The organism is Mycobacterium sp. NGS11 (assembly GCF_059813315.1).
This window is the reverse complement of the sequence record NZ_JCALEJ010000013.1, coordinates 62008-85280: the sequence shown is the minus strand read 5'-3', so window position 1 is coordinate 85280 and position 23273 is coordinate 62008. Positions and strand designations below refer to the sequence as shown.

Sequence of the window (23273 nt, the reverse complement as noted above, 5' to 3'; positions counted from 1 at the left end):
TATTCCCGGTAAGGCAATAGGCCGGCAGCCAAGGACCCGGTCGGGGTGCATAACGAGTCAGGATTTGCCACGGGCGCGTTAGCCTGGGGGGACGCCATCTGCAGGAGAGAGAATATGCGGGGTCGACGGAAAAGGTCGCCGAACCGGTTCTTCACCATGTCCGACGCGGGACAGCAGCCGACCGCCAACGACGGTCGACCCAAGATGTCCGCGCGGGCATTGGCGCAGGTCATCGAGCGGAGCTCGTGGTTGCAGGGCCCGGCCGCCGAGGCCTATGTGACCCGGCTGCGCAACGCGAACCCGAATGCCGGCCCGGCGGAGATCCTGGCCAAGCTGCAGAAGCGATACCTGGCCATCGTGACGGCCGGCGGTGTTGCGGTGGGGGCCGCCGCGACCGTCCCCGGCATCGGCACGATCAGCGCCCTGTCGGCGGCGGCCGCCGAAACGGTGACGTTCCTGGAGGCCACCGCGTTCTTCGTGTTGGCGGTGGCGGTGGTTTACGACATCCCGGCCGATCATCGGGAACGCCGCCGTGCGCTGGTGCTGGCGATCCTCGCCGGCGACAACAGCGAGCACGCCGTCGCGCAGCTGATCGGTCCGCGCCGTACCAACGGCGGCTGGATCTCCGAGGGACTGGCCGCCCTGCCGCTGTCGTCGATGTCGAAGCTGAACTCACGACTGCTCAAGTCGTGGGTCCGCAAGTACACCGTGCGGCGCGGCGCGCTGTTGTTCGGCAAACTGCTGCCGGTGGGCATCGGGGTCGTGGTGGGCGCCATCGGCAACTACCTCGCCGGCAAGAAGATGATCCGCAACGCCAACCGGGCGTTCGGCGCCCCGCCCGCGCGGTGGCCCCGCGCGCTGCACCTGGTGCCCCCGGTCCACGAAGCCGGCTAGCGCCCGGCCGTCCTCCTGTTACCCGGTCGACCTGGCGGATCGGCGGCGAAAGGTTAGCCTTTATAGGGCGGAACAATGGGTATCGCCGTCGGTGTGAGGTGTTCGGTCGTCCGGGACCGACAAGGGTGCAGGCGCCGCGGGAATGCGCTTGCGGAACAGAAGGATTGAGGCGAACTGCGGTCGTGAGCAACATAAGTTCACCATTCGGGCAAAACGAATGGCTGGTCGAGGAGATGTACCGCAAGTTCCGCGACGACCCCTCGTCCGTCGATCCGAGCTGGCACGAATTCCTTGTCGACTACAACCCCGACCCCGCAGGCGAATCCGCGCCGGCCGCCCCGACCAGCGCCGATGGGCCGCCGGCCGCCGCCCCTGCCCCGGCGAAGCCGGCCCCGGCGGCCCCGCAGACCACCGAGCCCGCCAAGCCCGCGGCCCCCGCGGCCGGCAACGGGGTCGCGCCCCGACCGGCCAAAGCCCCGACTCCCCCGCCGGCCGAGGGCGACGAGCTGCAGACGCTGCGCGGTGCCGCGGCGGCCGTCGTCAAGAACATGTCGGCATCGCTGGACGTGCCGACGGCGACCAGTGTGCGCGCCGTTCCGGCCAAGCTGATGATCGACAACCGGATCGTCATCAACAACCAGCTCAAGCGCACCCGCGGCGGCAAGATCTCGTTCACCCACCTGCTCGGCTATGCGCTGGTGCAGGCGGTCAAGAAGTTCCCGAACATGAATCGGCACTACGCCGAGATCGACGGCAAGCCCACGGCGGTGACGCCGGCGCACACCAACCTCGGCCTGGCCATCGACCTGCAGGGCAAAGACGGCAAGCGTTCCCTGGTGGTCGCCGGGATCAAGGGCTGCGAAACCATGCGCTTCGCCCAGTTCGTGACCGCATACGAAGACATCGTGCGGCGAGCCCGCGACGGCAAGCTGACCGCCGAAGACTTTGCCGGCGTTACCATTTCGCTGACCAACCCGGGCACCATCGGCACCGTGCACTCGGTGCCGCGGCTGATGGCGGGCCAGGGCGCCATCATCGGCGTCGGCGCCATGGAGTACCCCGCAGAATTTCAGGGCGCCAGCGAGGAACGCATCGCCGAACTGGGCATCGGCAAGCTGATCACCCTGACGTCGACCTACGACCACCGCATCATCCAGGGCGCCGAATCCGGCGACTTCTTGCGCACCATCCACGAGATGCTGCTCTCGGACGCGTTCTGGGACGAGATCTTCCGCGAGTTGGGCAACCCGTACCTCCCGGTGCGCTGGAGCACCGACAACCCGGATTCGATCGTCGACAAGAACGCCCGGGTGATGGAGTTGATCGCGGCCTACCGCAACCGCGGTCACCTGATGGCCGACATCGACCCGCTGCGACTGGACGGCAGCCGGTTCCGCAGCCACCCCGATCTGGAGATCCTCAACCACGGCCTGACGCTGTGGGACCTCGACCGGGTGTTCAAAGTCAACGGCTTCGCGGGGTGCGAGTACAAGAAGCTGCGCGACGTGCTGGGCCTGCTGCGCGACGCCTACTGCCGCCACATCGGCGTGGAGTACACCCACATTCTCGAACCCTCACAACAGGAATGGCTGCAGCAGCGCGTCGAGACCAAGCACGTCAAACCGACGGTGGCCGAGCAGAAGTTCATCCTGAGCAAGCTGAACGCCGCCGAGGCCTTCGAAACCTTCCTGCAGACCAAATACGTTGGCCAGAAGCGGTTTTCGCTGGAAGGCGCGGAAAGCATCATTCCGATGATGGACGCGGCGATCGACCAGTGCGCCGAGCACGGACTCGACGAGGTGGTTATCGGGATGCCGCACCGTGGCCGGCTCAACGTGCTGGCCAACATCGTCGGCAAGCCGTACTCGCAGATCTTCTCCGAGTTCGAGGGCAACCTCAACCCGGCACAGGCGCACGGCTCCGGGGACGTCAAGTATCACCTGGGCGCCACCGGCGTGTACCTACAGATGTTCGGCGACAACGACATTCAGGTGTCGCTGACCGCCAACCCGTCACACTTGGAAGCCGTTGACCCGGTGCTGGAGGGTCTGGTGCGGGCCAAGCAAGACCTGCTGGACCACGGCGCCGAAGACCAGGGCGACGAAAAAGCGTTCTCGGTGGTGCCGATGATGCTGCACGGCGACGCCGCGTTCGCCGGTCAGGGCGTGGTCGCCGAAACCCTGAACCTGACCCACCTGCCCGGCTACCGCGTCGGCGGCACCATCCACATCATCGCCAACAACCAGATCGGCTTCACCACCGCGCCGGAGTACTCGCGGTCCAGCGAGTACTGCACCGACGTCGCGAAGATGATCGGGGCGCCGATCTTCCACGTCAACGGCGACGACCCGGAAGCGTGCGCGTGGGTGGCCAAGCTGGCCGTCGACTTCCGGCAGGAGTTCAAGAAGGACGTCGTCATCGACATGCTGTGCTACCGCAAACGCGGGCACAACGAGGGCGACGACCCGTCGATGACCAACCCCGCGATGTACGACGTCGTCGACACCAAGCGCGGGGTCCGCAAGAGCTACACCGAAGCCCTGATCGGCCGCGGTGACATCTCGATGAAAGAAGCCGAGGACGCGCTGCGCGACTACCAGGGCCAGCTCGAGCGGGTGTTCAACGAGGTCCGTGAGCTGGAGAAACACGGCGCGCTACCGAGCGAATCGGTCGAGGCCGACCAGATGCTGCCGGCGGGCCTGGCCACCGCGGTGGACAAGGCGCTGCTGGCCCGCATCGGTGACGCCTTCCTGGCCGCCCCGGACGGTTTCACCGCACACCCGCGGGTGCAGCCGGTGCTGGAGAAGCGGCGCGAGATGGCCTACGAAGGCAAGATCGACTGGGCCTTCGGCGAACTGCTGGCGCTGGGCTCGCTGGTTGCCGAAGGCAAGCTGGTGCGGCTGTCGGGTCAAGACACCAAGCGCGGCACCTTCTCCCAGCGGCACTCGGTGATCATCGACCGCAACACCGGCCAGGAGTTCACGCCGCTGCAACTGCTGACGACGAATGCCGACGGCACCCCGACCGGGGGCAAGTTCCTGGTCTACGACTCACCGCTGTCGGAGTACGCCGCCGTCGGCTTCGAGTACGGCTACACGGTGGGCAATCCGGACGCTCTGGTGTTGTGGGAGGCCCAGTTCGGTGACTTCGTCAACGGCGCGCAGTCGATCATCGACGAGTTCATCAGCTCCGGTGAGGCCAAGTGGGGCCAGCTGTCCAACGTCGTGCTGCTGCTGCCGCACGGTCACGAGGGTCAGGGGCCCGACCACACCTCGGGCCGCATCGAGCGCTTCCTGCAGCTGTGGGCGGAGGGTTCGATGACGATCGCGATGCCCTCGACGCCGTCCAACTACTTCCACCTGTTGCGGCGCCACGCCCTCGACGGCGTGCAGCGGCCGCTGATCGTGTTCACACCGAAGTCGATGCTGCGCAACAAGGCGGCGGTCAGCGACGTCCGGGACTTCACCGAGATCAAGTTCCGCTCGGTGCTCGAAGAGCCGACCTACGAGGACGGCATCGGTGATCGCAGCAAGGTCACCCGTGTCCTGCTGACCAGCGGCAAGCTGTACTACGAGTTGGTGGCCCGCAAGGCCAAGGACAACCGCGAAGACGTGGCGATCGTGCGGATCGAACAGCTCGCCCCGCTGCCCAAGCGGCGGCTGGGCGAGACGCTGGACCGCTACCCGAACGTCAACCAGTACTTCTGGGTGCAGGAGGAGCCGGCCAACCAGGGCGCGTGGCCCCGGTTCGGGCTGGAGCTGCCGGAGCTGTTGCCCGACAAGCTGACCGGGCTCAAGCGCATCTCGCGCCGGGCGATGTCGGCCCCGTCGTCGGGCTCGTCGAAGGTGCACGCGGTCGAGCAGCAGGAGATCATCGACACGGCCTTCGGCTGACCGGGGTGATCGCTGGATCTGCGACCCGCGGGAACCGGGGACCGCTGGTACCGGCTAGCCTCGACGCAAACGTGCCGAGAAGGAAGGGTGCTCATGCAAGGGTTCGCCGGCAAGGTCGCGGTGGTGACGGGCGCGGGTTCAGGTATCGGGCAGGCGCTGGCCGTGGAGCTGGCCCGCTCGGGCGCCAAAGTGGCGATCAGTGACGTCGACCTGGAGGGCCTGGGCCACACCGAGGAACAGCTCAAGGCGATCGGCGCGTCGTTCAAGTCCGATCGCCTCGACGTGACCGAGCGGGAGGCCTTCTTGGCCTACGCCGACGGCGTCAAGGAGCACTTCGGCAAGGTCAACCAGATCTACAACAACGCCGGCATCGCCTTCACCGGCGACGTCGAGGTCAGCCAGTTCAAAGACATCGAACGGGTGATGGACGTCGACTTCTGGGGCGTCGTCAACGGCACCAAGGCGTTCCTGCCGCACCTGATCGCGTCCGGCGACGGGCACGTCGTCAACGTGTCCAGCGTGTTCGGGCTCTTCTCGGTGCCCGGGCAGGCGGCCTACAACTCGGCCAAATTCGCCGTGCGTGGCTTCACCGAGGCGCTGCGACAGGAGATGGCCGCGGCCGGCCACCCGGTGGCGGTGACCACGGTGCACCCGGGTGGCATCAAGACCGCGATCGCGCGCAACGCGACGGCCGCCGAGGGGCTCGACCCCGAGCAGCTCGCGAAGCTGTTCGACAAGCGACTCGCCAGGACCAGCCCGCAACGCGCCGCCACGATCATCCTGGACGCGGTCCGCAAGAAGAAGGCGCGGGTTCTGGTTGGCACGGACGCCAAACTCCTGGACGTGATGGTGCGGGTCGCGGGCCCGTACTACCAGCAGCTCTTCGGCCCGGTCATGGGCCGGTTGATGCCGAAGGTCTAAAGCCTCAGCGGCCGAGCGGATGCTCGGCCAGCCAGCCGGCCGCCACCGCCTGCGGATCGGCACCGGTATGCACCTGCCGGCGCATCTCGACCAGCGCCGCGGTGTCCAGCACGCCGGCCACTTCGTTGATCGCCAGCAGCTGCCGATCGCTGAGCGCGTTGCGGCGATAAAGCGGCACCACATTCTCGGCACGGATCAGCGCGGGTTTGCCGTCGGCCAGCGCGACCAGGTCGCCGGGGATGCCGGGGTCGGCCGAGGTGGTCCACCCCGCCGTCAGCTGTCCGCTCCGAATTGCAGCGAACATCGTTGCGGCATCGGGAAATTCGCGCGGCTGAGCAAGCCGGCAGGAGCCGACCGTCGACGGTTCCTGATGTCCGGCGACCGTCCCGACAACGAGGCCATCGCAGTGGCGGGGCAGCGTGCTCAACTCCGCACTGACATCACTACCGCCCCACGCCTTGGCGGTGGGCCCACTGACCAGCAACACGGGCTTGTCTTCGGCGGCCGTCGTGTAGTCGCCCGCCACCACTCCTTCGGGCAGCGCAGCGATCATTGCGCGGTAGACGTCTTTGTCCGACATCGCCGTCGCGCCGGGCTGCAAAGCTTGCAACGTGCGGCCGGTGAGGGCGGGGACGACGGTGAATGCGCCGGAATCCAATTGGGGCTTCGGCTCGGCCGCCGCCGCGGCCCGCGCACCGAAACCGTATGACCGCAGGGCGGCGACGTAGACGCCGGCCAGCAGTGCCGAATCGGCGTCAGGCCGGGATCCGACCACGACTTCGGCGCTGGCACGACGGTCCGCGGTGCCGGGTGCGCAACCGGCCACAGCGAGTGCGGCGGCGAGCAGCGGCACCGCCAGCCTGCCGACCCTCACCCCCGGGCGACGGAAGTGTCTGGGGCATCCGTGGCCAGTGCCACCGCCCTGGCGACGGCTTCCCCGACCCGGGTGTCCAGCGGGCTCGGGACGATCCGGTCGAGCGCCAGATCGTCGCTGGCGACGGAGAAGATCGCCTCGGCCGCGGCGACCATCATCTTTTCGGTGATGCGGCGCGCGCCGGCTTCCAGCGCACCGCGGAACACCCCGGGGAAGGCAAGCACGTTGTTGATCTGATTCGGGAAATCGCTACGGCCGGTGGCCACCACCGCCGCGTATCTGGCCGCGATATGCGGGTGGATCTCCGGGTCCGGGTTGGACAGCGCGAACACGATCCCGCCGGGCGCCATGGTGGCGATCATCTCTTCGGGAACCACGCCCCCCGACAATCCCAGAAACACGTCGGCGCCCCGGATGGCTTCGGCGAGGCTGCCGGTCAGGCCGGCCGGGTTGGTGCGCCGCGCCAGAGCCACCTTGACGTCGTTCATGTCGTCGCGACCGGTGTGCAGAACCCCACGCGAGTCGAGCACGGTGATATCCGAAACACCCATCACCATAAGGAGATTGGTGCACGCGACGCCGGCCGCACCGGCTCCGGACACCACCACCTTCAGCGAGCCCATGTCGCGACCGAGCACCTTGCTGGCCCCCATGAGCGCGGACAGCACCACGATCGCCGTGCCGTGCTGGTCGTCGTGCATCACCGGGCAGTCCAGCGCCTCGATGAGACGACGCTCGATCTCGAAACAGCGCGGCGCCGAAATGTCCTCCAGGTTGACTGCGCCGAACGTCGGGCGCAGGCGCACCAGTGTTTCCACGATCGCGTCGGGATCCTTGGTGTCCAGCACGATGGGGATGGCGTTCAGCCCGCCGTACGCCTGAAACAGGGCGCACTTGCCCTCCATGACCGGCAGCGACGCCGACGGCCCGATGTCGCCCAGGCCCAGTACCGCGCTGCCGTCGCTGACCACGGCCACCAGCCGGTTCGCCCAGGTGTACCGGGCGGCCTGGGTCTGGTCGGCGGCGATCGCACGGCTGACCTGTGCCACGCCGGGGGTGTAAGCGATCGACAGAGCGCGCTGGGTGTCCAGCGGGGATGTCAGGCCTACGGAAAGCTTGCCGCCTACGTGTGCCTCGAAGATCTCCGCGTCGGTGATCACGCCGTTCCCGGCTTGCGTCTGTATCGATTCAAGCAACTCGGACACGCGCTTCAGCGTACTGACTACCCATTAGTAGCCCTAATTGGTGAGGTGGGTCATACCACCGCCCCGCCGTCGCTAGATCAGCTTCAGCTCGGTGACCGCGCTGCGCTCGTCGACCAGCTCGGCGGTGGTCTTGTCGATGCGGCCGCGGGAGAACTCGTCGATCTCCAGCCCCTGCACGATCGACCAGTCGCCGTCCTTGGTGGTCACCGGGAACGACGACACGATGCCCTCCGGCACGCCGTAGGAGCCGTCGCTGTAGACCGCCATCGAGACCCAGTCCCCCTCCGGGCTGCCCAGCAGCCAGGACCGGGCGGCGTCGACGGTGGCCGAGGCGGCCGACGCCGCCGAGGAGGCGCCGCGCGCGTCGATGATCGCCGCGCCGCGCTTGGCGACCGTCGGGATGAAGTCGTTCTCGATCCAGTTCTGGTCGTTGACCACCTCGGCGGCGTTCTTGCCGCCGACCTCGGCGTGGAAGATGTCGGGGTACTGGGTGGCCGAGTGGTTGCCCCAGATGGTCACCTTCTTGATGTCGGTGACCGCCGCGCCGGTCTTCTTGGCCAGCTGCGAGATCGCCCGGTTGTGGTCCAGGCGGGTCAGCGCGGAGAACCGCTCCTTCGGGATGTCCGGGGCGTTGCTCAGCGCGATCAGCGCGTTGGTGTTGGCCGGGTTGCCGGTCACGCCGATGCGGACGTCGTCGGCGGCGACCGAGTTCAGCGCCTTGCCCTGCGCGGTGAAGATGGCGCCGTTGGCCTCCAGCAGGTCGCTGCGCTCCATGCCCGGGCCGCGCGGCCGCGCCCCGACCAGCAGCGCGAGGTTCACACCGTCGAAGATCTTGTTCGCGTCCGCGCCGATCTGGACACCGGACAGCAACGGGAATGCGCAGTCGTCCAGCTCCATCACGACGCCCTCGAGCGCCTTGAGGGCGGGCTCGATCTCCAGGAGACGCAGCTCGATCGGGCGGTCGGGGCCCAGCAGCGAGCCACTCGCCAGGCGGAACAACAGGCTGTAGCCGATCTGGCCGGCGGCGCCGGTGACGGCGACCTTGAGAGGACTTGCGCTCACGTCGATGTACTCCTTGTGGAGATGTTCGTGCAGGTTCGGGTTTCGGCTCGAAACTAGCGCACTCTTGTCGGCCGCCGATGTCCGGTCCGCTACCAGGGCTTTCCCGATACCAGATCGTCGCGTTTCGATCAGCCGGAACGCGTACCATTGACCACCGCCCGGTGGGAGCTGCGCACGGTGGGAGGTGGATGTGTTCCAAGGATTTGACGCATTGCCCGAAGCGCTTCGGCCCCTTGCGCACGAACCGCACCCCAAGCCGGACCCGGCCCCCGAACCGCCCAAGGAGACGCTGGTTGACTGCGCCGTCTACGCCGACGGCGAGCGGTTGCCGGGCAAGCTCGGGTACGCGGCCGCCCTGGACAAGGTGCACGAGATCGAAACGTCGGGGCACGACGCCTTCGTGTGGGTCGGCTTGCGTGAACCCAATCAGTCCGAGATGCAGGAAGTGGCCGACGTGTTCGGGCTGCACCCGCTGGCCGTGGAAGACGCGGTGTGCGCGCATCAACGGCCCAAGGTGGAGCGCTACGACGACACTTTGTTTCTGGTGCTCAAGACCGTCAACTACGTGCCCCACGAATCGGTGGTGCTGGCCCGCGAGATCGTCGAGACCGGAGAGATCATGGTCTTCGTCGGCAGGGATTTCGTGGTCACGGTGCGGCACGGCGAACACGGCGGACTGTCGGACGTGCGCAAGCGGATGGACAGCGACCCGGAGCAGATGCGGCTGGGCCCCTACGCGGTGATGCACGCGGTCGCCGACCATGTGGTGGACCACTATCTCGAGGTGAGCAGCCTGATGCTGTCCGACATCGACGGCATCGAGGGGCTGGCGTTCGCGCCGGGCAGCAAGATCGACGTCGAACCGATCTATCTGCTCAAGCGCGAGGTGGTCGAACTGCGCCGGTGCGTCAATCCGCTGTCGACGGCGTTCCATCGCATCCAGATGGACAACAAGGACGTGATCTCCAAAGAGGTGCGGCGCTATCTGCGCGACGTCGCCGACCACCACTCCGAGGCCGCCGACCAGATCGCCAGCTACGACGACACGCTCAATTCGCTGATCCAGGCGGCACTCGCTCGGGTCGGCATGCAGCAGAACAACGACATGCGCAAGATGGCGGCCTGGGCCGGTATCTTGGCGGTTCCCACCATGGTCGCCGCCATCTACGGGATGAACTTCCACTTCATGCCCGAGCTGAATTGGACGTGGGGCTACCCGGCGATCATGGCCGTGATGGCCGTCGCCTGCGTCGGACTGTATTTCCAGTTCCGCCGCAACAACTGGCTGTAACGGTTTGTCGGCGAGCAGACACAAAAGCGCCCGAATCGTCGGCGTGTCGCGGACTTTTGCGTCTGCTGGTCCGTCATCAGCGGGGTTGTGCCGCTGGGCGTTTCGGATCCAGCACGTCGACGCCGTCGTTCTCCCACGCCTGGCGCATCGCCGCGGCGCCCTTGAGCCGCACCCACGCCGCTTCGGTCGCGGTGATGGGAGTCGCCGACAGGAACTGCACCGGGTCGCGGGGCGGGTCCAGCGGCAGATCGCCAATCCCGCTGCGGCCCAACAGGACAGCGGTGAACGGCACGCGCGAAGAAGGGGACGCCCAGATCGGCGAGCCGAGATCGATCAGCGCGTCGGCGCCCAGCACCACACCGTCGACGGCCGGCGTCGCCGCCAGGATCGCCATGCTGCGCGCAACGCCGGTCACCGGACCGGGATCGCGCAACTGCAGCACGATTTCGGCGCGCGGACCGCGCAAGGGATCGGCGATGTCGAGCGTCGGTTCGGTCATCGGGTGGCGCGAGCATCCGAGCGTGACGTAGTGCACCGTGTGGTCCGGCTCGCGGAAACGCAACACCTCGATGGTCTCGGTGCCCAGAAACGTCACGCTCGCCGCATCGGGCGCGACGTCGGTGAAGTAAGCCCGCAGGTGTGCGCGCACCTGATCCGACGTCACGGTGACTCCGACGGCGCGATCGTCAGGTTGACACCGGAATCCGCATCGAAGACCACCAGCTTGGCGGGGTCGAACGCCAGCTCGATCGGTTGTCCGATGGCCGCCTTCGATTCTGCGGGAACCCTTGCCACGAACTGGTTTTCATGGGCGTTCGACTCGGCGGCCAGGTCGTCCAACTGAGCCGAGTGCGCGGCCCACGCCGCGGTGGAGAAGTAGACGTACTTGTCAGCGCCCAGCGACTCGACCAAGTCGACCTTCACCTGGAAGGTCAGCGCCCTGATGCGCTGGTAGCCGTCGATCAGCGCGGCGTCGGACAGATGCTCGGGGCGCACGCCGACGATGACGTTCGCGGGTTCCGGATGCCGGCCGATCACCTCTTGGATTTCCGGGGCCAGCATCACCTCGCCAAACGGCAGCTTGAGTCCAACGGGCGTCAGCGTGGCGGGAAAGAAATTCATCGCCGGCGAGCCGATGAAGCCGGCGACGAACAGGTTGGCGGGCTGCTCGTACAGCTCGTCCGGTGTGCCGATCTGTTGCGCGACACCGGAATGCATCACCACCACGCGGTCGCCCAGCGTCATGGCCTCGGTCTGGTCGTGCGTGACGTAGACCGTCGTGGTGCCCAGCCGCTTCTGCAGCCTGGCGATCTCGCCACGCATCTGAACCCGCAGTTTCGCGTCCAGGTTGGACAGCGGCTCGTCCATCAGGAACGCCTTGGGATGGCGCACGATGGCGCGACCCATCGCCACCCGCTGTCGCTGACCGCCCGACAACTGCGAGGGCTTGCGGTCCAGAAGATCGGTCAGGTCAAGGGTTTTGGCGGTCTCTTCGACCTTCTGGGCGATCTCGGACTTCTTCATCTTGGCCAGCGTCAGGGGAAAGGCGATGTTCTGCCGCACCGTCATGTGCGGATACAGCGCATAGGACTGGAACACCATCGCGATGTCGCGGTCTTTGGGCGCCTTCTCGTTCACCCGTTCGCCGCCGATGCGCAGCTCGCCGGACGAGATGTCCTCCAGCCCCGCAATCATGTTCAGCGTCGTGGTCTTGCCGCAGCCGGAAGGGCCCACCAGGATCAGGAATTCGCCGTCGGCGATGGTGAGGTTCAGGTCATGCACCGCCGTGGCGCCGTCGGGGTAACTCTTGCTGACGTGATCCAGCGCAATCTCGGCCATCGAGTTATCCCTTCACCGCGCCGGAGGTCAACCCGGCGACGATTCGTCGTTGGAAGATTAGAACAAACACGATGATGGGAACCGTGATCACGACGGCACCCGCCGCGATCGAGCCGGTCGGCTCCTCGAACTGGGAACTGCCGCTGAAGTTCACGATCGCCACCGGTGCGGTGATGGCCGCTTTGGTGGCCGTCAGCGTCAACGCCAGCAGCAGATCGTTCCAGGCGAAGATGAATACCAGGATCGCCGCCGTCACCACGCCGGGCGCCGCCAGCGGCACGATCACCTTGCGGAACGCCTGAGCCGGCGTCGCGCCGTCCATTTTCGCCGCCTTCTCCAGATCCCAAGGGATCTCCCGGAAGAAGGCCGACAGCGTGTAGATCGCCAGCGGCAGCGCGAAGGTGATGTACGGCAGGATCAGGCCGGGCCAGGTATCGAACAAGCCGATGAATCGTTCGATGTTGAACAGCGGTGTCACCAGCGAGATCGCTGGGAACATGGTGATCAGCAGGGTGGTCCCCACCAGCAACCGTTTGCCCGGAAAGCGCAGCCGGGCAATGGCATACGCCGCCATCGCACCGAGCACCACCGCGATCACGGTGGTGATCAACCCGATTCCCACGGAGTTGATCAGCGCCGAGCTGAAGAAGTCGCCGCGAAAGATGCCGCGATAGTTGTCCAAGGATGCCGATGACGGAATCAGCTTGCCGTCCTTGACCGTTGAGCTCGGTTTCAACGACAGGCTGAAGATCCACAGCACCGGAACGAGCGCGTACACCGCCACCAGGGTGTCGATGACGGCCCAGATGGCGGTGCGCCGGGCACCCGCCCCGTTAGCTGCCATCGACGTCGCCCCCGGGCGCCGCCGCGCCGAACATCTTGATGTACACCCACGCGATCAGACCGGCACACAGGAAGATCAGCACGCTGATGGCAGAGCCGAGGCCGACATTGAAGCCCTTGAACAGGTTGTCGTAGCCGAGCATCGACACCGATCCGGTGTTGTTGGCGCCGTTGGTGATCACGTAGATGTTGTCGAAGATGCGAAACGCGTCCAGGGTCCGGAACAACAGGGCGACCACCACAGCCGGTTTGATGATGGGCAGCGTGACTCCGGTGAGCCGCCGCCACGCGCCGGCCCCGTCGACTTGGGCGGCTTTCAGTAGATCTTCTGGGACCAGTGCCAGGCCGGCCAGCAACAGCAGCGACATGAACGGCGTGGTTTTCCAGACCTCGGCGAGGACGACGATCGCCAGCGACGGGATCTGATCGGTCAGCGGCGCACTGCCCTGCGGCAACAGGTTCGCCAGATAACCGGTGCCCGGCGTCCACGCGTAATACCAGCTGTAGGACGCGACCACGGTGACGATGCCGTACGGGATCAGGACCGCGGTGCGCACCAGGCCTTTGCCGACCACGGAGCGGTGCATGACGAGCGCCAGCGCCAGGCCCAGGACGAACTCCAGGGACACCGAAACCACCGTGATGCCCAGGGTCACCGCCAGCGCGGTCCACCAGTACCGGTCGGTCAGGATCGTCACGTAGTTGTTCAGGCCGACGAACGCGGTGTCATTGGGGACGGCAAGGTTGTTGCGCTGCAGGCTCAACCACACGGCGTAGCCGATCGGATACGCCGTCACCACCAGCATCAGGATCGCCGCCGGTGCGACCAGAAGGAGTGCCAGCCGCTGTTCGGGCGGCCTGCCGCGCAGTCGTGGCATCGCGGAAGGCGTTCGCGCGGCGCCGGTTTCGGGGACAGCGCGCGTCACGGAAGCAATCCTTTTCCGTCGATCGCCTTCTGCACCTGGGTGCTGAGCTCGTCGGCGGTCCGCTCGGGGTCGATCTGGGCGATCGGGCTCAGCGTCGCGGCGAGCCGGATGGCCACACCCTGGTACACCGGCGTCGCCGGGCGCACCGCGGCATCGGTGAGCTGCCGGCGAATGATGGTGTACATCGGGTACTTGCTCTGGAATTGCGGATCGGAATACAGCGACGTGCGCACCGGCGGCAGGCCGCCTTCGATCGATACGTACTTCTGGTGCGCCAGATTACGCAGGCAGCGAATGGCTTCGAATGCTTCGGCACGGTGACGGGTGGTGCTCGCCACCGCCAAATTGGCCCCGCCGATGGTCACCTTGGCCGGACGGCCCGGCGCCACACCGGGATACGGCGCGAAGCCGAACACCTGCTGGCTGGCTTGATAGGCAATCCGGAACTGCTGGTCGTTGGGCACGAACGTGCCGGCGGCGTTGAGGCTGCCGGCCAGCTCCGGATTCCGGTTGAGCGGCAGGAAGGGCACCCCGCCCTTCACCGCGTTCTCCAGCATGGACGCCAGCGCGTATGGCCAGTTGACGGCGAGCGCGGCCCGACCTTGCTCGACCGCCAACCGCGCGGTGCTCTCGTCGGTCCGGCTGATCGACGGATCGGCGCCGGGCGCGACGGCCACCGACTTGAGGATGCGCAGCGCGTTGACGGTGGCGGCCCGGTGCACCGGCGTGTCGGTGAGCGTGACGCGGCGCCCGTCCTCGGAGAGCACCTGGCCGCCCCCGCTGACCAACAGCGAGTTGAACCAGACGACAAGACCTTCGCCCTCGTTGGCCTGCACGCCGATCCAGCTGGGCTGCCCCGCGTCGTGCAATCTGGTGGCCTCGGCCACCATGTCGTCCCAGGTTCGCGGCGGCTGAGACACCAAATCGGGCCGATACCAGAGCAATTCGGTGTTGGTGGTGACGGGGGCTCCGAACAGCTTGCCTTGCCAGCGCGCAGTCGACAAAGGCCCCGGCAACGTGTCCGCCGTCGCGTCGGCCTCGGCTCGCCCTGCTGGATCGTCGGACAACGGCACCGCCCAACCGGCCTCGGCGAACTCGGCCGTCCACACCACGTCCAGCGACATCACGTCGAGCGTGCGGTCGTGTCCGGTCAGCCGGCGGGCCAGCTGCAAACGCTGCTCGCCGGGGGCCCGGGGCAGGCTGATCTGCTGGATGGCGAAGCGGCCAGTGAATTGTTTCGTACAGTCCTGGGCCACCGCGGTGAACGTCGCACCGTCGGCGGCCGTCGTGTAGAAGCTGATGACCAGCCCGTGGCCCCCGGAACCGCACGCCGCCAGCCCCCCGGCGATGATCGCCGTCGCGAGCGCGATTGCGCCCGTCCGGCGCACGCGCCCGCGCCGACTCACCACTGCTTCACACCTCTCGCGCGCGCCTCAGATCGCCAAGCGCGCCAACAGGTCCCGCGCCTTCTCTGCGTTTTGCGGATCACAGAGCACGTCGTACCGCCCGGCTACCAACTGCATGGTCGAGCTGAAATCCCTTGTGCCGCGGGCCATCGAATAGGGAACAGCGGAAGTGATCAGCCCGAAGAAGACACCGGCGACCAGACCCGTGGCCAGCGCCCCCCACGGGTTCGGGCTGAAGAAGCCCAGCACGAGGCCGATGAACAACCCCAGCCACGCTCCGCTGAGCACGCCGCCGCCGAGCACCTTCGGCCACGTCAGCCTGCCGGTGACCCGCTCCACCTGCATCAGGTCGACGCCGACAATGGTCACCTGCTGCACCGGGAACTGCTGGTCCGACAGGTAGTCGACGGCGCGCTGCGCCTCGGCGTAGGTGGGATAGGACCCGACCGGCCAGCCCCGCGGCGGCGTCGGCAGTCCCGGCGTCCCACGGCGCCCCGCCGCGCCCGGAGGCGTAGCGCCGGGAACCTGCCCCGGCTGGAAAGGATTAGTCATCGCCGCTCATTGTCCTCCGCGTCGGCCGTGGTTTCATCTCAAGCCTGTCCACCCTATCCACCGACGTTTCGTCACCTGCGAAAACATGCTGCGTCCCGCGTTGCAAAGTCGGGCCCCGGCCGCGACGAGCCGGGATTTCGCTGCTGCCGGCCCCGAAATGTCGGTGTGCCCGTCGGCGATTCGCGGCGGCAACCGCCACCTGCGCATGGGCTAGGTTGAACACCATGACAGCACCCGGGCGCGGCTTCGGCGAGGGTGGCCACGACGACAAGGCCGACTCGCCCGCCGGCGGCGCGGCCGGCGAGCAGCCGGACGCGACCGCGCCCTGGCATCCGCCCGCCGCGCCGCCGCCCGAATCCGCGCCGCCGTACCCGCCGCCAAACCCCGAACACGTATCCGGCTATCCACCGCCGTACCCGCCGCCCGTTGCTCCGCCGCCCGGGTACGAGCAGCCGCCGGGCTATGGCGCACCGGCCTATCCGCCGCCGCCTCCGCCCTATGGCGGCCCGCCCACCTACGGGCCGCCCGCTTATTCGGGCGGCTTCTACCCGACGCCGGATTATCAGGGCGGCTACTACCCGACGCCCGATTATCACGGTGGCTATGGATCTGTCCCGCCCCAGAAGCCTGGGACGAACGCGCTGGCGATCGCCTCTCTCATCTCTTCGTTCACCGGCCTGTTGTGCTGCGTCGGGTCGATCGTGGCCATCGTGCTCGGTGCGATCGCCGTGAGACAGATCAAGCGAACCCGGCAGGACGGCTTCGGCCTGGCGGTTGCCGGCATCGTCATCGGAATCGCCACGCTGGGCGTGACTTTGGTGTTTTTGCTCTTCGCGATGCACACGCGTTAGCGCATCAGACCCAGCTCGGCCGCAGCGGGGTTGTCTGTCACCGGGCCGACGGCTGCCTAGGCTTTACTTCCATGGGATCGGTCAGCAGGGTGTACGTCGCGCGGCTGGCGCGGATGTTGGTGTTGGGTCCGCTCGGCGAATCCGTCGGCCGAGTGCGTGATGTCGTGATCAGCATCAGCATCGTTCGCCAGCAACCGCGGGTGCTCGGACTGGTCGTCGACCTCGCGACGCGGCGCAGCATCTTCATCCCGATTTTGCGCGTCGCCTCCATCGAGCCCAACGCCGTGACGCTGAGCACCGGCAATGTGTCGTTGCGTCATTTCGTTCAACGGCCCGGGGAGGTGCTCGCGATCGGCCAGGTGCTCGACACCGTCGTCAAGGTCAACGACCCCGAATTGCCCGAGTTGGCCGGCCTGGACGTGGTGGTCACCGACCTGGGCATCGAGCAGATCCGAACGCGCGACTGGATGGTGAGCCGGGTCGCCGTGCGCAGCCAGCGCCGGCTGGGACGGCGGGGCCCCGTCCACGTCGTCGACTGGCACAGCGTGCAGGGGTTGACGCCCTCGGCCCTGGCGCTGCCCGGCCAAGGCGTGGCGCAACTGCTGGACCAGTTCGAGGGCCGCAAACCGGTCGACGTGGCCGACGCCATCCGCGGGCTGCCGGCCAAGCGTCGCTACGAGGTGCTCAAGGCGCTCAACGACGACCGGCTGGCCGACATCCTGCAGGAACTGCCCGAGCTGGACCAGGCCGAGGTGCTCTCGCAGCTGGGCACCGAGCGATCCGCCGACGTGCTCGAGGAGATGGACCCCGACGACGCCGCCGACCTGCTCGGCGTGCTGAATCCGACCGATGCGGAAATGCTGCTGACCCGCATGGATCCCGGGGATTCGGCCTCGGTGCGCCGCCTGCTCACCCACTCGCCCGATACCGCGGGCGGATTGATGACCTCGGACCCGGTGGTGCTGACGGCGGACACGGCCGTCGCCGAGGCGCTGGCCCGCGTCCGCGATCCGGATCTCAGCATCGCGCTGTCGTCCATGGTGTTCGTGGTGCGGCCGCCCACGGCGACGCCCACCGGGCGCTACCTGGGTTGTGTGACGCTGCAGCGACTGCTGCGGGAGGCACCCGGCGAATTGGTCGGTGGGATCGTCGACAGCGACCTGCTCACCTTGACGCCGGAGACGCCGCTCGTCTCGGTGACCCGCTACCTCGCCGCGTACAACCTGGTGTGCGGACCCGTCGTCGACGACCAGAACCATCTGTTGGGAGCGGTCACCGTCGACGACCTGCTCGATCACCTGCTGCCGCACGATTGGCGGGTGGATATGCAGGAACTCGACACCGCCGGCCGGCTCGAAGGACTGGGAGGACCCGCGTGAGCAAGTCCACGACACCACGGGGGCTGTACACGCCCCGGACGTCGCGCAGGTACTCGCCGCGGCTGGATCCCGATACCGTCGGGCAGTTCACCGAGTCGATCGCACGCTTCTTCGGCACCGGCCGCTACCTACTGCTACAGACGGTCGTGGTCTTCGTGTGGATCGCGCTGAACCTGTTCGCCGTGGGACTGCGCTGGGACCCGTATCCGTTCATCTTGCTGAACCTGGCCTTCTCCACGCAGGCCGCCTACGCGGCGCCCCTGATCCTGCTGGCCCAGAACCGCCAGGAGAACAGGGACCGCGTCGCACTGGAAGACGATCGCCGCCGGGCCGCGCAAACCAAGGCCGACACCGAGTACTTGGCCCGCGAACTAGCCGCCGTGCGACTGGCAGTCGGCGAGGTGGTGACGCGTGAATACCTGCGCCACGAGCTCGAGGATTTGCGCGAGATGTTGGCTGGATTGCAGCCGGAAAGCGCAGCTGGCGACACGATTTCGGACGGCGACGCCCTCGAGCGAACGACTAAGAAATCCAGGTGAGAACCATTTCGACCATTGCGCCACTCGTGTCACAAGAGTTATGTATGGTGATCTGGTTCACCGAGCTAACAGAAAGTTGACCCAGCTCACACATCTAGGACGGTCGAGTGCGCATAGGGGGAAGCCGGGGTGAAAGCCCCGCCGCCGCGTCTCTGCGGCAGCGAGCACTTCGGAACACGCGCAAGCCGATTTTCGGCGTGGCAATGATTGCTCCATTGGTCTTCGCGGGGGCGGTCAGCGCAGCGGCTCCCTCCCTTCCGGTGCGAATGCCGCCGCGGCATGCCGCCGTCACCCCGGTGGCCGCGGTCTCCCCGACCTTCCCCGATCTCACCGGGCCCGCCGTCGTCGCGATGGACCGGGGCCCCACCGCCTTTCACGTCGCCGGGCCCGCGTTGTCCGCTCCGCCGCCGGCGATGATCGTGAATGCGCGTGGCGCACTGGGCATTCCGAGCATCGCGCTCGCCGCCTACCGCAATGCGGAACAGAAGATGGCCGTCGCCGCGCCGGGCTGCGGCGTCAGCTGGAACCTGTTGGCCGGAATCGGGCGCATCGAGTCGGGCCACGCGGGCGGCGGTGCGGTCGACTCACGCGGCACCGCGATCACCCCGATTTACGGTCCGTCCCTGGACGGTTCGCTGCCCGGCAACGAGACCATCATCCAGAGCAGCGCGGGCAACCGCGTCACCTACGCCCGCGCGATGGGGCCGATGCAGTTCCTGCCGGGGACGTGGGCGCGCTACGCCTCCGACGGCAAGGGCGACGGCGTGGCGGATCCACAGAACATCTTCGACTCCACCCTGGCGGCCGCCCGATACTTGTGCAGCGGCGGACTCAACCTGCGTGAGCAGTCGCAAGTGCTGACCGCGATCCTGCGCTACAACAACTCGATGCCCTACGCGCAGAACGTATTGGGCTGGGCGGCGGCCTACGCCACCGGCGTCGTGCCCGTCGACCTGCCGCCGATGACCGGGCCGCCGCCGCCGCTGGGCGACGCGCACCTCGAGCACGCCGAAGGGCTCGGCCCCAACCTGCCGATGAACATCAACGGCCTGCCGCTCGACGACCCGCTGGCCCGCATTCCGCTGATCGACTTGAGCAGCCCGGGGCTCCCCGGTTCCCAGCCGACGTTCCCGTGGATGACGCCCGCGCCTGCGCAGGCGCCCGCCCGGGTTCCCGGTTGCACGGTGATCTGCATCGGTTCGCAGGGCACGCCACCCACGGGTCCGGCGCAGCCGTTCGCACCTCCACAGCCATTCGGTGCCCCGCCACCAGCGGCGCCGGCGCCGTTCGGCGCCCCGCCCCCTGCGCCGCCGCCGATCGCGCCCCCGGCGCCGCCGCCGTTCGGCGCACCACCCCCGGATGCCGGCCCACCGCCGGCGCCCCCGGTCGCGGCGTCAACGCCCCCAGCCGCCGCGCCCTCCCAGGCGGCGCAGGCGCCCAAGTCCGCCGGCCCGTCGGGCGCGGCGCCCGGCGTCCTCAAGCCGAAGCACCCGGGACCGGTTTCGGCCAGCTAACCAGCCCGTGGCGAAGGGTCGCCGCGAAACCGGATCGTCGCGCACGCCTACACTCGGCGGTGATGTCCCGCCATGACTCTTCCGATTCAGCAGCCGACCTGAGCGCGGCGATCCGCACCGCCCTGGGCAAGGTGATCGACCCCGAACTGCGGCGTCCGATCACCGAACTCGGCATGGTCAAGAGCATCGACACCGAGCCAGACGGCGCGGTGCATGTCGCGATCTACCTGACCACCGCCAGCTGTCCGAAGAAGACCGAGATCAGCGACCGCGTCAGCCAGGCGGTCGCCGACGTCCCGGGCACCGGCGCGGTCAAAGTCACCCTGGACGTGATGAACGACGAGCAGCGCACCGAGTTGCGCAAGCAGTTGCGCGGCGATGCCCGCGAGCCGGTTATCCCGTTCGCCCAACCGAATTCGCTGACCCGGGTCTACGCCGTCGCGTCCGGGAAGGGCGGGGTCGGCAAGTCCACCGTCACGGTCAATCTGGCGGCGGCGATGGCGGCCCGCGGCCTGTCGGTCGGGGTGCTGGACGCCGATATCCACGGCCACTCCATCCCCCGGATGATGGGCACCACCGACCGGCCCACCCAGGTCGAGTCGATGATCCTGCCGCCCATCGCGCACGAGGTGCGGGTCATCTCCATCGCTCAGTTCACCGAGGGCAACACCCCGGTGGTGTGGCGCGGGCCGATGCTGCACCGCGCGCTGCAGCAGTTCCTGGCCGACGTCTACTGGGGCGATCTCGACGTGCTGCTGCTCGACCTGCCGCCGGGGACCGGGGACATCGCCATCTCGGTGGCGCAGCTGATCCCGAACGCCGAGATCCTGGTGGTGACGACGCCGCAGCTGGCCGCCGCCGAGGTGGCCGAGCGGGCCGGCAGCATCGCGCTGCAGACCCGGCAGCGCGTCGTCGGCGTCGTGGAGAACATGTCCGGGCTCACCCTGCCCGACGGCTCCACGCTGCAGGTGTTCGGTGAGGGCGGAGGCCGGCAGGTGGCCGAGCGGCTCTCCCGGGCGGTCGGCGCCGACGTGCCGCTGCTGGGGCAGATCCCGCTGGATCCCGAGCTGGTGGCCGCGGGCGATTCCGGCACGCCGCTGGTGCTCAGCGCACCCGATTCGCCGGTCGGCAAGGCGCTGCGCGGAGTGGCCGACAGCTTGTCGTCGCGCAAGCGCGGGCTCGCCGGCGTATCGCTGGGGCTCGACCCGACGCGGCGCTGAGGCTCTGACGACGCCCGCGGCGCGCGGTGGCGCTCAGGTCGCGTCGGCGTCGAATGGCGTGTGACCGCTGGGCCGCTGTTCGGCCGCCATCGCCTGGCCGTTCGCCGCGGCGGAGTCCGACGGCGCGATGTGCGGCGGCGCGCCGTTGACCGGTTTGTCGAAGCTGCCGGTCAGGAAGGAGTCGTCGCCGTCGAGCAGATGCTTGGTCAGCGCCGCACGCGGCGTCATGCCTCGTAGCTTCTGCAGTTCGCTGAGCGGAACGCGCAGCTCGTCGAACTCCGGGCCGAGGTCCTCGCGCAGCTGATTGGTCACGCCGCTGAGGTAGTCACGCGCCTGACGCAAGGCGTTCGACGTCCACCGGATGGCGCCCGGCAGCCGCTCCGGCCCAAGGACCACCAGCCCGACCACGACGAGGACGAGCATGTGCTCCCAGCTCAGGCTGCCGAACATCAGCTGCCGTCAGGGTCTGGTTTGACGGTCAGCGTGACGTGCCGGCCGTCGCGGACGACCTCGATCGGGGAATCCTGGCCGATGGTCAACTGCCGCACGGCGACGACGAACTCGTCGGCGTCGGCCACCTTGCGGTTACCGACCTTGACGACGACGTCGTTCTCCAGGATTCCGCCCTTTTGCGCGGGGCTGCCGGCCTTCACGTTCGCCACCTGGGCGCCGGAGGCGATCGCGTTGCTCACCGACCGGGTGCTGACCCCCAGCGTGGGGTGCACGATCTTGCCATCCTTGATCAGCGTCTCGGCGACCTGCTTGGCCTCGTTGATCGGGATCGCGAATCCCAGCCCACTTGCGCTGTCGGACAACGACTTACCCGCGGTATCGATGCCGATCACCTGCGAATCCATGTCGATCAACGGACCGCCGGAGTTGCCATGGTTGATCGACGCGTCGGTCTGCAGCGCGTCGATCACCGTGTCGGTGTCCGAGCCCTCCCCCGACAGCGGCACCGGTCGGTGCAGCGCGCTGATGATGCCGTGCGTCACGGTGCTGCGCAGGCCCAGCGGCGCACCCGCGGCCAGGACCTCGTCACCCACCCGCACCTTGTCGGAATCGCCGAGGCGCGCCACCGACAGATTGTCGACGTTGTCGACCTTGAGCACGGCCAGGTCGGTCTTGGGGTCGCGGCCGACCAGGTTCGCCGGCACCTCTTTGCCGTCGTTGAACACCACCGTCGTCTTGAACTGGCTCGGGTTGTTCGCCGCCTCGGAGATGACGTGGTTGTTGGTGACGATGTAGCCGCGGCCGTCGATGACCACGCCGGAGCCCTGCATGCCCTCCTGGTCGCTCTTGGATTCGATGGTCACCACGGAGCCCGCCGTCGCGGCGGCCACCTTGGCGAAGCGTCCGGCCGGGCCTTCTCCGTTGCCGTTCGTCGACAACGTCACCTTGGAGGTGGTGAACGCCTCGGCGACCTCGGCCGTCTTGCGACCGATCACGCCGCCGAGCATGCCGATGACCAACGCGATCAGCAGCAAGACCAACAGCGCGAGGTAGGACACCTTGCCGCCGAACAACACGTCGCGCACACCAAGTTTGCCGCCGTAGCCCAGCGCGGTCCCGGACCGCGAGGGCGCGACCGCCGGGGTGCCCAACGCCGCCGCGGCCCCCGGGTCTCGCCAGGGATCGTCGAGTTCTTCGGGCTCGGCACCGTCTTTCTCGGCGGCCAACGCGTTGGCGTCCACCGGATGGCGCTGCAGCGAGTCGGGGCTGCCGTCCGGACGGTGGAACGCCTCCTGCAGGACAGGGTCGGCCGGTCGGTCGCTCGGCCGGAATTCGGCCTGGTCACGGTACTTCTGCGGACGGACCCGTTCGGCCACGAACGACCCGCGTAGGCCGGCGGGACGACCGAACTCCCGGCTCGATGCGGGGTCGACCGGCGGACGCGAGATGGGGCGCGGCGCCAAGCGGCTACCGCTGTCTTTTGCTTGGTCGTAGCCTTGGTCGGAGGTCACGTTATCCCTTTGGATCCTCTACTTGAGCGCTCGAGACAGGCCTTTGCCAAGCGAAACCCGCGGCACCGGCGTTGTCCGTGTCCACCCTAGTATCCACGGC

At 67.8% G+C, this 23273-nt stretch carries 20 protein-coding genes; 9 read left to right on the top strand and 11 right to left on the bottom strand.

What is annotated here, in order from left to right:
* Positions 1-114 precede the first annotated feature (114 nt).
* The 3 genes from AC5Y4T_RS16385 to AC5Y4T_RS16375 all read left to right on the top strand — a co-directional run bounded on the left by AC5Y4T_RS16385 (position 115) and on the right by AC5Y4T_RS16375 (position 5708).
* Complete coding sequence (locus AC5Y4T_RS16385; RefSeq protein WP_499921483.1) at positions 115-894, top strand: hypothetical protein; 780 nt, start codon at positions 115-117, stop codon at positions 892-894.
* 182 nt (positions 895-1076) lie between these two features.
* A complete protein-coding gene (locus AC5Y4T_RS16380) occupies positions 1077-4787 on the top strand; it encodes a multifunctional oxoglutarate decarboxylase/oxoglutarate dehydrogenase thiamine pyrophosphate-binding subunit/dihydrolipoyllysine-residue succinyltransferase subunit (protein WP_499921485.1) in 3711 nt (1236 codons plus the stop codon).
* 93 nt (positions 4788-4880) lie between these two features.
* The gene (locus tag AC5Y4T_RS16375) at positions 4881-5708 is read left to right on the top strand and encodes an SDR family NAD(P)-dependent oxidoreductase (protein ID WP_499921487.1); all 828 of its coding nucleotides are present in this window, start codon (positions 4881-4883) and stop codon (positions 5706-5708) included.
* Positions 5709-5712: 4 nt separating this feature from the next.
* Here the strand turns inward: AC5Y4T_RS16375 and AC5Y4T_RS16370 are convergent, their stop codons facing one another.
* The 3 genes from AC5Y4T_RS16370 to AC5Y4T_RS16360 all read right to left on the bottom strand — a co-directional run bounded on the left by AC5Y4T_RS16370 (position 5713) and on the right by AC5Y4T_RS16360 (position 8849).
* Entirely contained in the window at positions 5713-6582 is an 870-nt protein-coding gene (locus tag AC5Y4T_RS16370; protein WP_499921489.1) for a glycine betaine ABC transporter substrate-binding protein, read from the bottom strand.
* Positions 6579-7787, bottom strand: coding sequence for an NAD(P)-dependent malic enzyme (locus tag AC5Y4T_RS16365; RefSeq protein ID WP_499921491.1), 1209 nt, complete (start codon positions 7785-7787; stop codon positions 6579-6581). Before AC5Y4T_RS16365 ends, AC5Y4T_RS16370 begins: the two co-directional genes overlap by 4 nt.
* A gap of 72 nt (positions 7788-7859) precedes the next feature.
* Entirely contained in the window at positions 7860-8849 is a 990-nt protein-coding gene (locus AC5Y4T_RS16360) for a malate dehydrogenase (RefSeq protein ID WP_499921493.1), read from the bottom strand.
* A gap of 190 nt (positions 8850-9039) precedes the next feature.
* Between AC5Y4T_RS16360 and corA the strand changes: the two genes are divergently transcribed.
* Positions 9040-10140: a magnesium/cobalt transporter CorA gene (corA, locus tag AC5Y4T_RS16355; RefSeq protein ID WP_499921495.1), complete on the top strand. Its 1101-nt coding sequence runs from the start codon at positions 9040-9042 to the stop codon at positions 10138-10140.
* Positions 10141-10216: 76 nt separating this feature from the next.
* Here corA and AC5Y4T_RS16350 read toward each other — a convergent pair whose 3' ends face one another.
* The 6 genes from AC5Y4T_RS16350 to AC5Y4T_RS16325 are packed head-to-tail and all read right to left on the bottom strand — an operon-like array spanning position 10217 to position 15706.
* Positions 10217-10804, bottom strand: a complete 588-nt coding sequence (locus tag AC5Y4T_RS16350; protein ID WP_499921496.1) for a suppressor of fused domain protein — start codon at positions 10802-10804, stop codon at positions 10217-10219.
* Positions 10801-11979 carry an ABC transporter ATP-binding protein gene (locus AC5Y4T_RS16345; RefSeq protein ID WP_499921498.1) on the bottom strand — a complete coding sequence of 393 codons (1179 nt, stop codon included), beginning with the start codon at positions 11977-11979 and terminating at the stop codon, positions 10801-10803. Before AC5Y4T_RS16345 ends, AC5Y4T_RS16350 begins: the two co-directional genes overlap by 4 nt.
* A 4-nt stretch (positions 11980-11983) precedes the next feature.
* The gene (locus AC5Y4T_RS16340; RefSeq protein ID WP_499921500.1) at positions 11984-12823 is read right to left on the bottom strand and encodes a carbohydrate ABC transporter permease; all 840 of its coding nucleotides are present in this window, start codon (positions 12821-12823) and stop codon (positions 11984-11986) included.
* On the bottom strand, positions 12813-13700 hold the full coding sequence (locus AC5Y4T_RS16335) for a carbohydrate ABC transporter permease (RefSeq protein ID WP_499921594.1): 888 nt from the start codon (positions 13698-13700) through the stop codon (positions 12813-12815). The genes AC5Y4T_RS16340 and AC5Y4T_RS16335 overlap by 11 nt, the downstream gene beginning before the upstream one ends.
* Before the next feature lie 44 nt (positions 13701-13744).
* Positions 13745-15157 (bottom strand): extracellular solute-binding protein, encoded by a 1413-nt coding sequence (locus AC5Y4T_RS16330; RefSeq protein WP_499921502.1) that lies wholly within the window; start codon positions 15155-15157, stop codon positions 13745-13747.
* Positions 15158-15181: 24 nt separating this feature from the next.
* Positions 15182-15706 (bottom strand): YflT domain-containing protein, encoded by a 525-nt coding sequence (locus AC5Y4T_RS16325; protein WP_499921504.1) that lies wholly within the window; start codon positions 15704-15706, stop codon positions 15182-15184.
* A 224-nt stretch (positions 15707-15930) separates the two neighbouring features.
* Between AC5Y4T_RS16325 and AC5Y4T_RS16320 the strand changes: the two genes are divergently transcribed.
* The 5 genes from AC5Y4T_RS16320 to AC5Y4T_RS16300 all read left to right on the top strand — a co-directional run bounded on the left by AC5Y4T_RS16320 (position 15931) and on the right by AC5Y4T_RS16300 (position 21209).
* Complete coding sequence (locus AC5Y4T_RS16320; RefSeq protein ID WP_499921505.1) at positions 15931-16557, top strand: DUF4190 domain-containing protein; 627 nt, start codon at positions 15931-15933, stop codon at positions 16555-16557.
* A gap of 71 nt (positions 16558-16628) precedes the next feature.
* On the top strand, positions 16629-17936 hold the full coding sequence (locus tag AC5Y4T_RS16315) for a magnesium transporter MgtE N-terminal domain-containing protein (RefSeq protein WP_499921507.1): 1308 nt from the start codon (positions 16629-16631) through the stop codon (positions 17934-17936).
* Positions 17933-18475, top strand: coding sequence for a DUF1003 domain-containing protein (locus tag AC5Y4T_RS16310; protein WP_499921509.1), 543 nt, complete (start codon positions 17933-17935; stop codon positions 18473-18475). Before AC5Y4T_RS16315 ends, AC5Y4T_RS16310 begins: the two co-directional genes overlap by 4 nt.
* A gap of 107 nt (positions 18476-18582) precedes the next feature.
* On the top strand, positions 18583-19989 hold the full coding sequence (locus AC5Y4T_RS16305; protein ID WP_499921510.1) for a lytic transglycosylase domain-containing protein: 1407 nt from the start codon (positions 18583-18585) through the stop codon (positions 19987-19989).
* A gap of 62 nt (positions 19990-20051) precedes the next feature.
* Positions 20052-21209: an Mrp/NBP35 family ATP-binding protein gene (locus AC5Y4T_RS16300; RefSeq protein ID WP_499921512.1), complete on the top strand. Its 1158-nt coding sequence runs from the start codon at positions 20052-20054 to the stop codon at positions 21207-21209.
* Between the two features lie 33 nt (positions 21210-21242).
* Here the strand turns inward: AC5Y4T_RS16300 and tatB are convergent, their stop codons facing one another.
* On the bottom strand, positions 21243-21659 hold the full coding sequence (gene tatB / locus AC5Y4T_RS16295) for a Sec-independent protein translocase protein TatB (protein WP_499921513.1): 417 nt from the start codon (positions 21657-21659) through the stop codon (positions 21243-21245).
* The gene (gene htrA / locus AC5Y4T_RS16290) at positions 21659-23173 is read right to left on the bottom strand and encodes a serine protease HtrA (RefSeq protein WP_499921515.1); all 1515 of its coding nucleotides are present in this window, start codon (positions 23171-23173) and stop codon (positions 21659-21661) included. The genes tatB and htrA overlap by 1 nt, the downstream gene beginning before the upstream one ends.
* Between the last annotated feature and the right edge of the window lie 100 nt (positions 23174-23273).

Bases quoted from the DNA above. Each gene is read 5' to 3' on its own strand.
- AC5Y4T_RS16385 (WP_499921483.1), top strand. From the start codon at position 115: ATGCGGGGTCGACGGAAAAGGTCGCCGAACCGGTTCTTCACCATGTCC.
- AC5Y4T_RS16375 (WP_499921487.1), top strand. From the start codon at position 4,881: ATGCAAGGGTTCGCCGGCAAGGTCGCGGTGGTGACGGGCGCGGGTTCA.
- AC5Y4T_RS16345 (WP_499921498.1), bottom strand. From the start codon at position 11,979: ATGGCCGAGATTGCGCTGGATCACGTCAGCAAGAGTTACCCCGACGGC.
- AC5Y4T_RS16340 (WP_499921500.1), bottom strand. From the start codon at position 12,823: ATGGCAGCTAACGGGGCGGGTGCCCGGCGCACCGCCATCTGGGCCGTC.
- AC5Y4T_RS16335 (WP_499921594.1), bottom strand. From the start codon at position 13,700: ATGCCACGACTGCGCGGCAGGCCGCCCGAACAGCGGCTGGCACTCCTT.
- AC5Y4T_RS16325 (WP_499921504.1), bottom strand. From the start codon at position 15,706: ATGACTAATCCTTTCCAGCCGGGGCAGGTTCCCGGCGCTACGCCTCCG.
- AC5Y4T_RS16320 (WP_499921505.1), top strand. From the start codon at position 15,931: ATGACAGCACCCGGGCGCGGCTTCGGCGAGGGTGGCCACGACGACAAG.
- AC5Y4T_RS16315 (WP_499921507.1), top strand. From the start codon at position 16,629: ATGGGATCGGTCAGCAGGGTGTACGTCGCGCGGCTGGCGCGGATGTTG.
- AC5Y4T_RS16300 (WP_499921512.1), top strand. From the start codon at position 20,052: ATGTCCCGCCATGACTCTTCCGATTCAGCAGCCGACCTGAGCGCGGCG.
- tatB (WP_499921513.1), bottom strand. From the start codon at position 21,659: ATGTTCGGCAGCCTGAGCTGGGAGCACATGCTCGTCCTCGTCGTGGTC.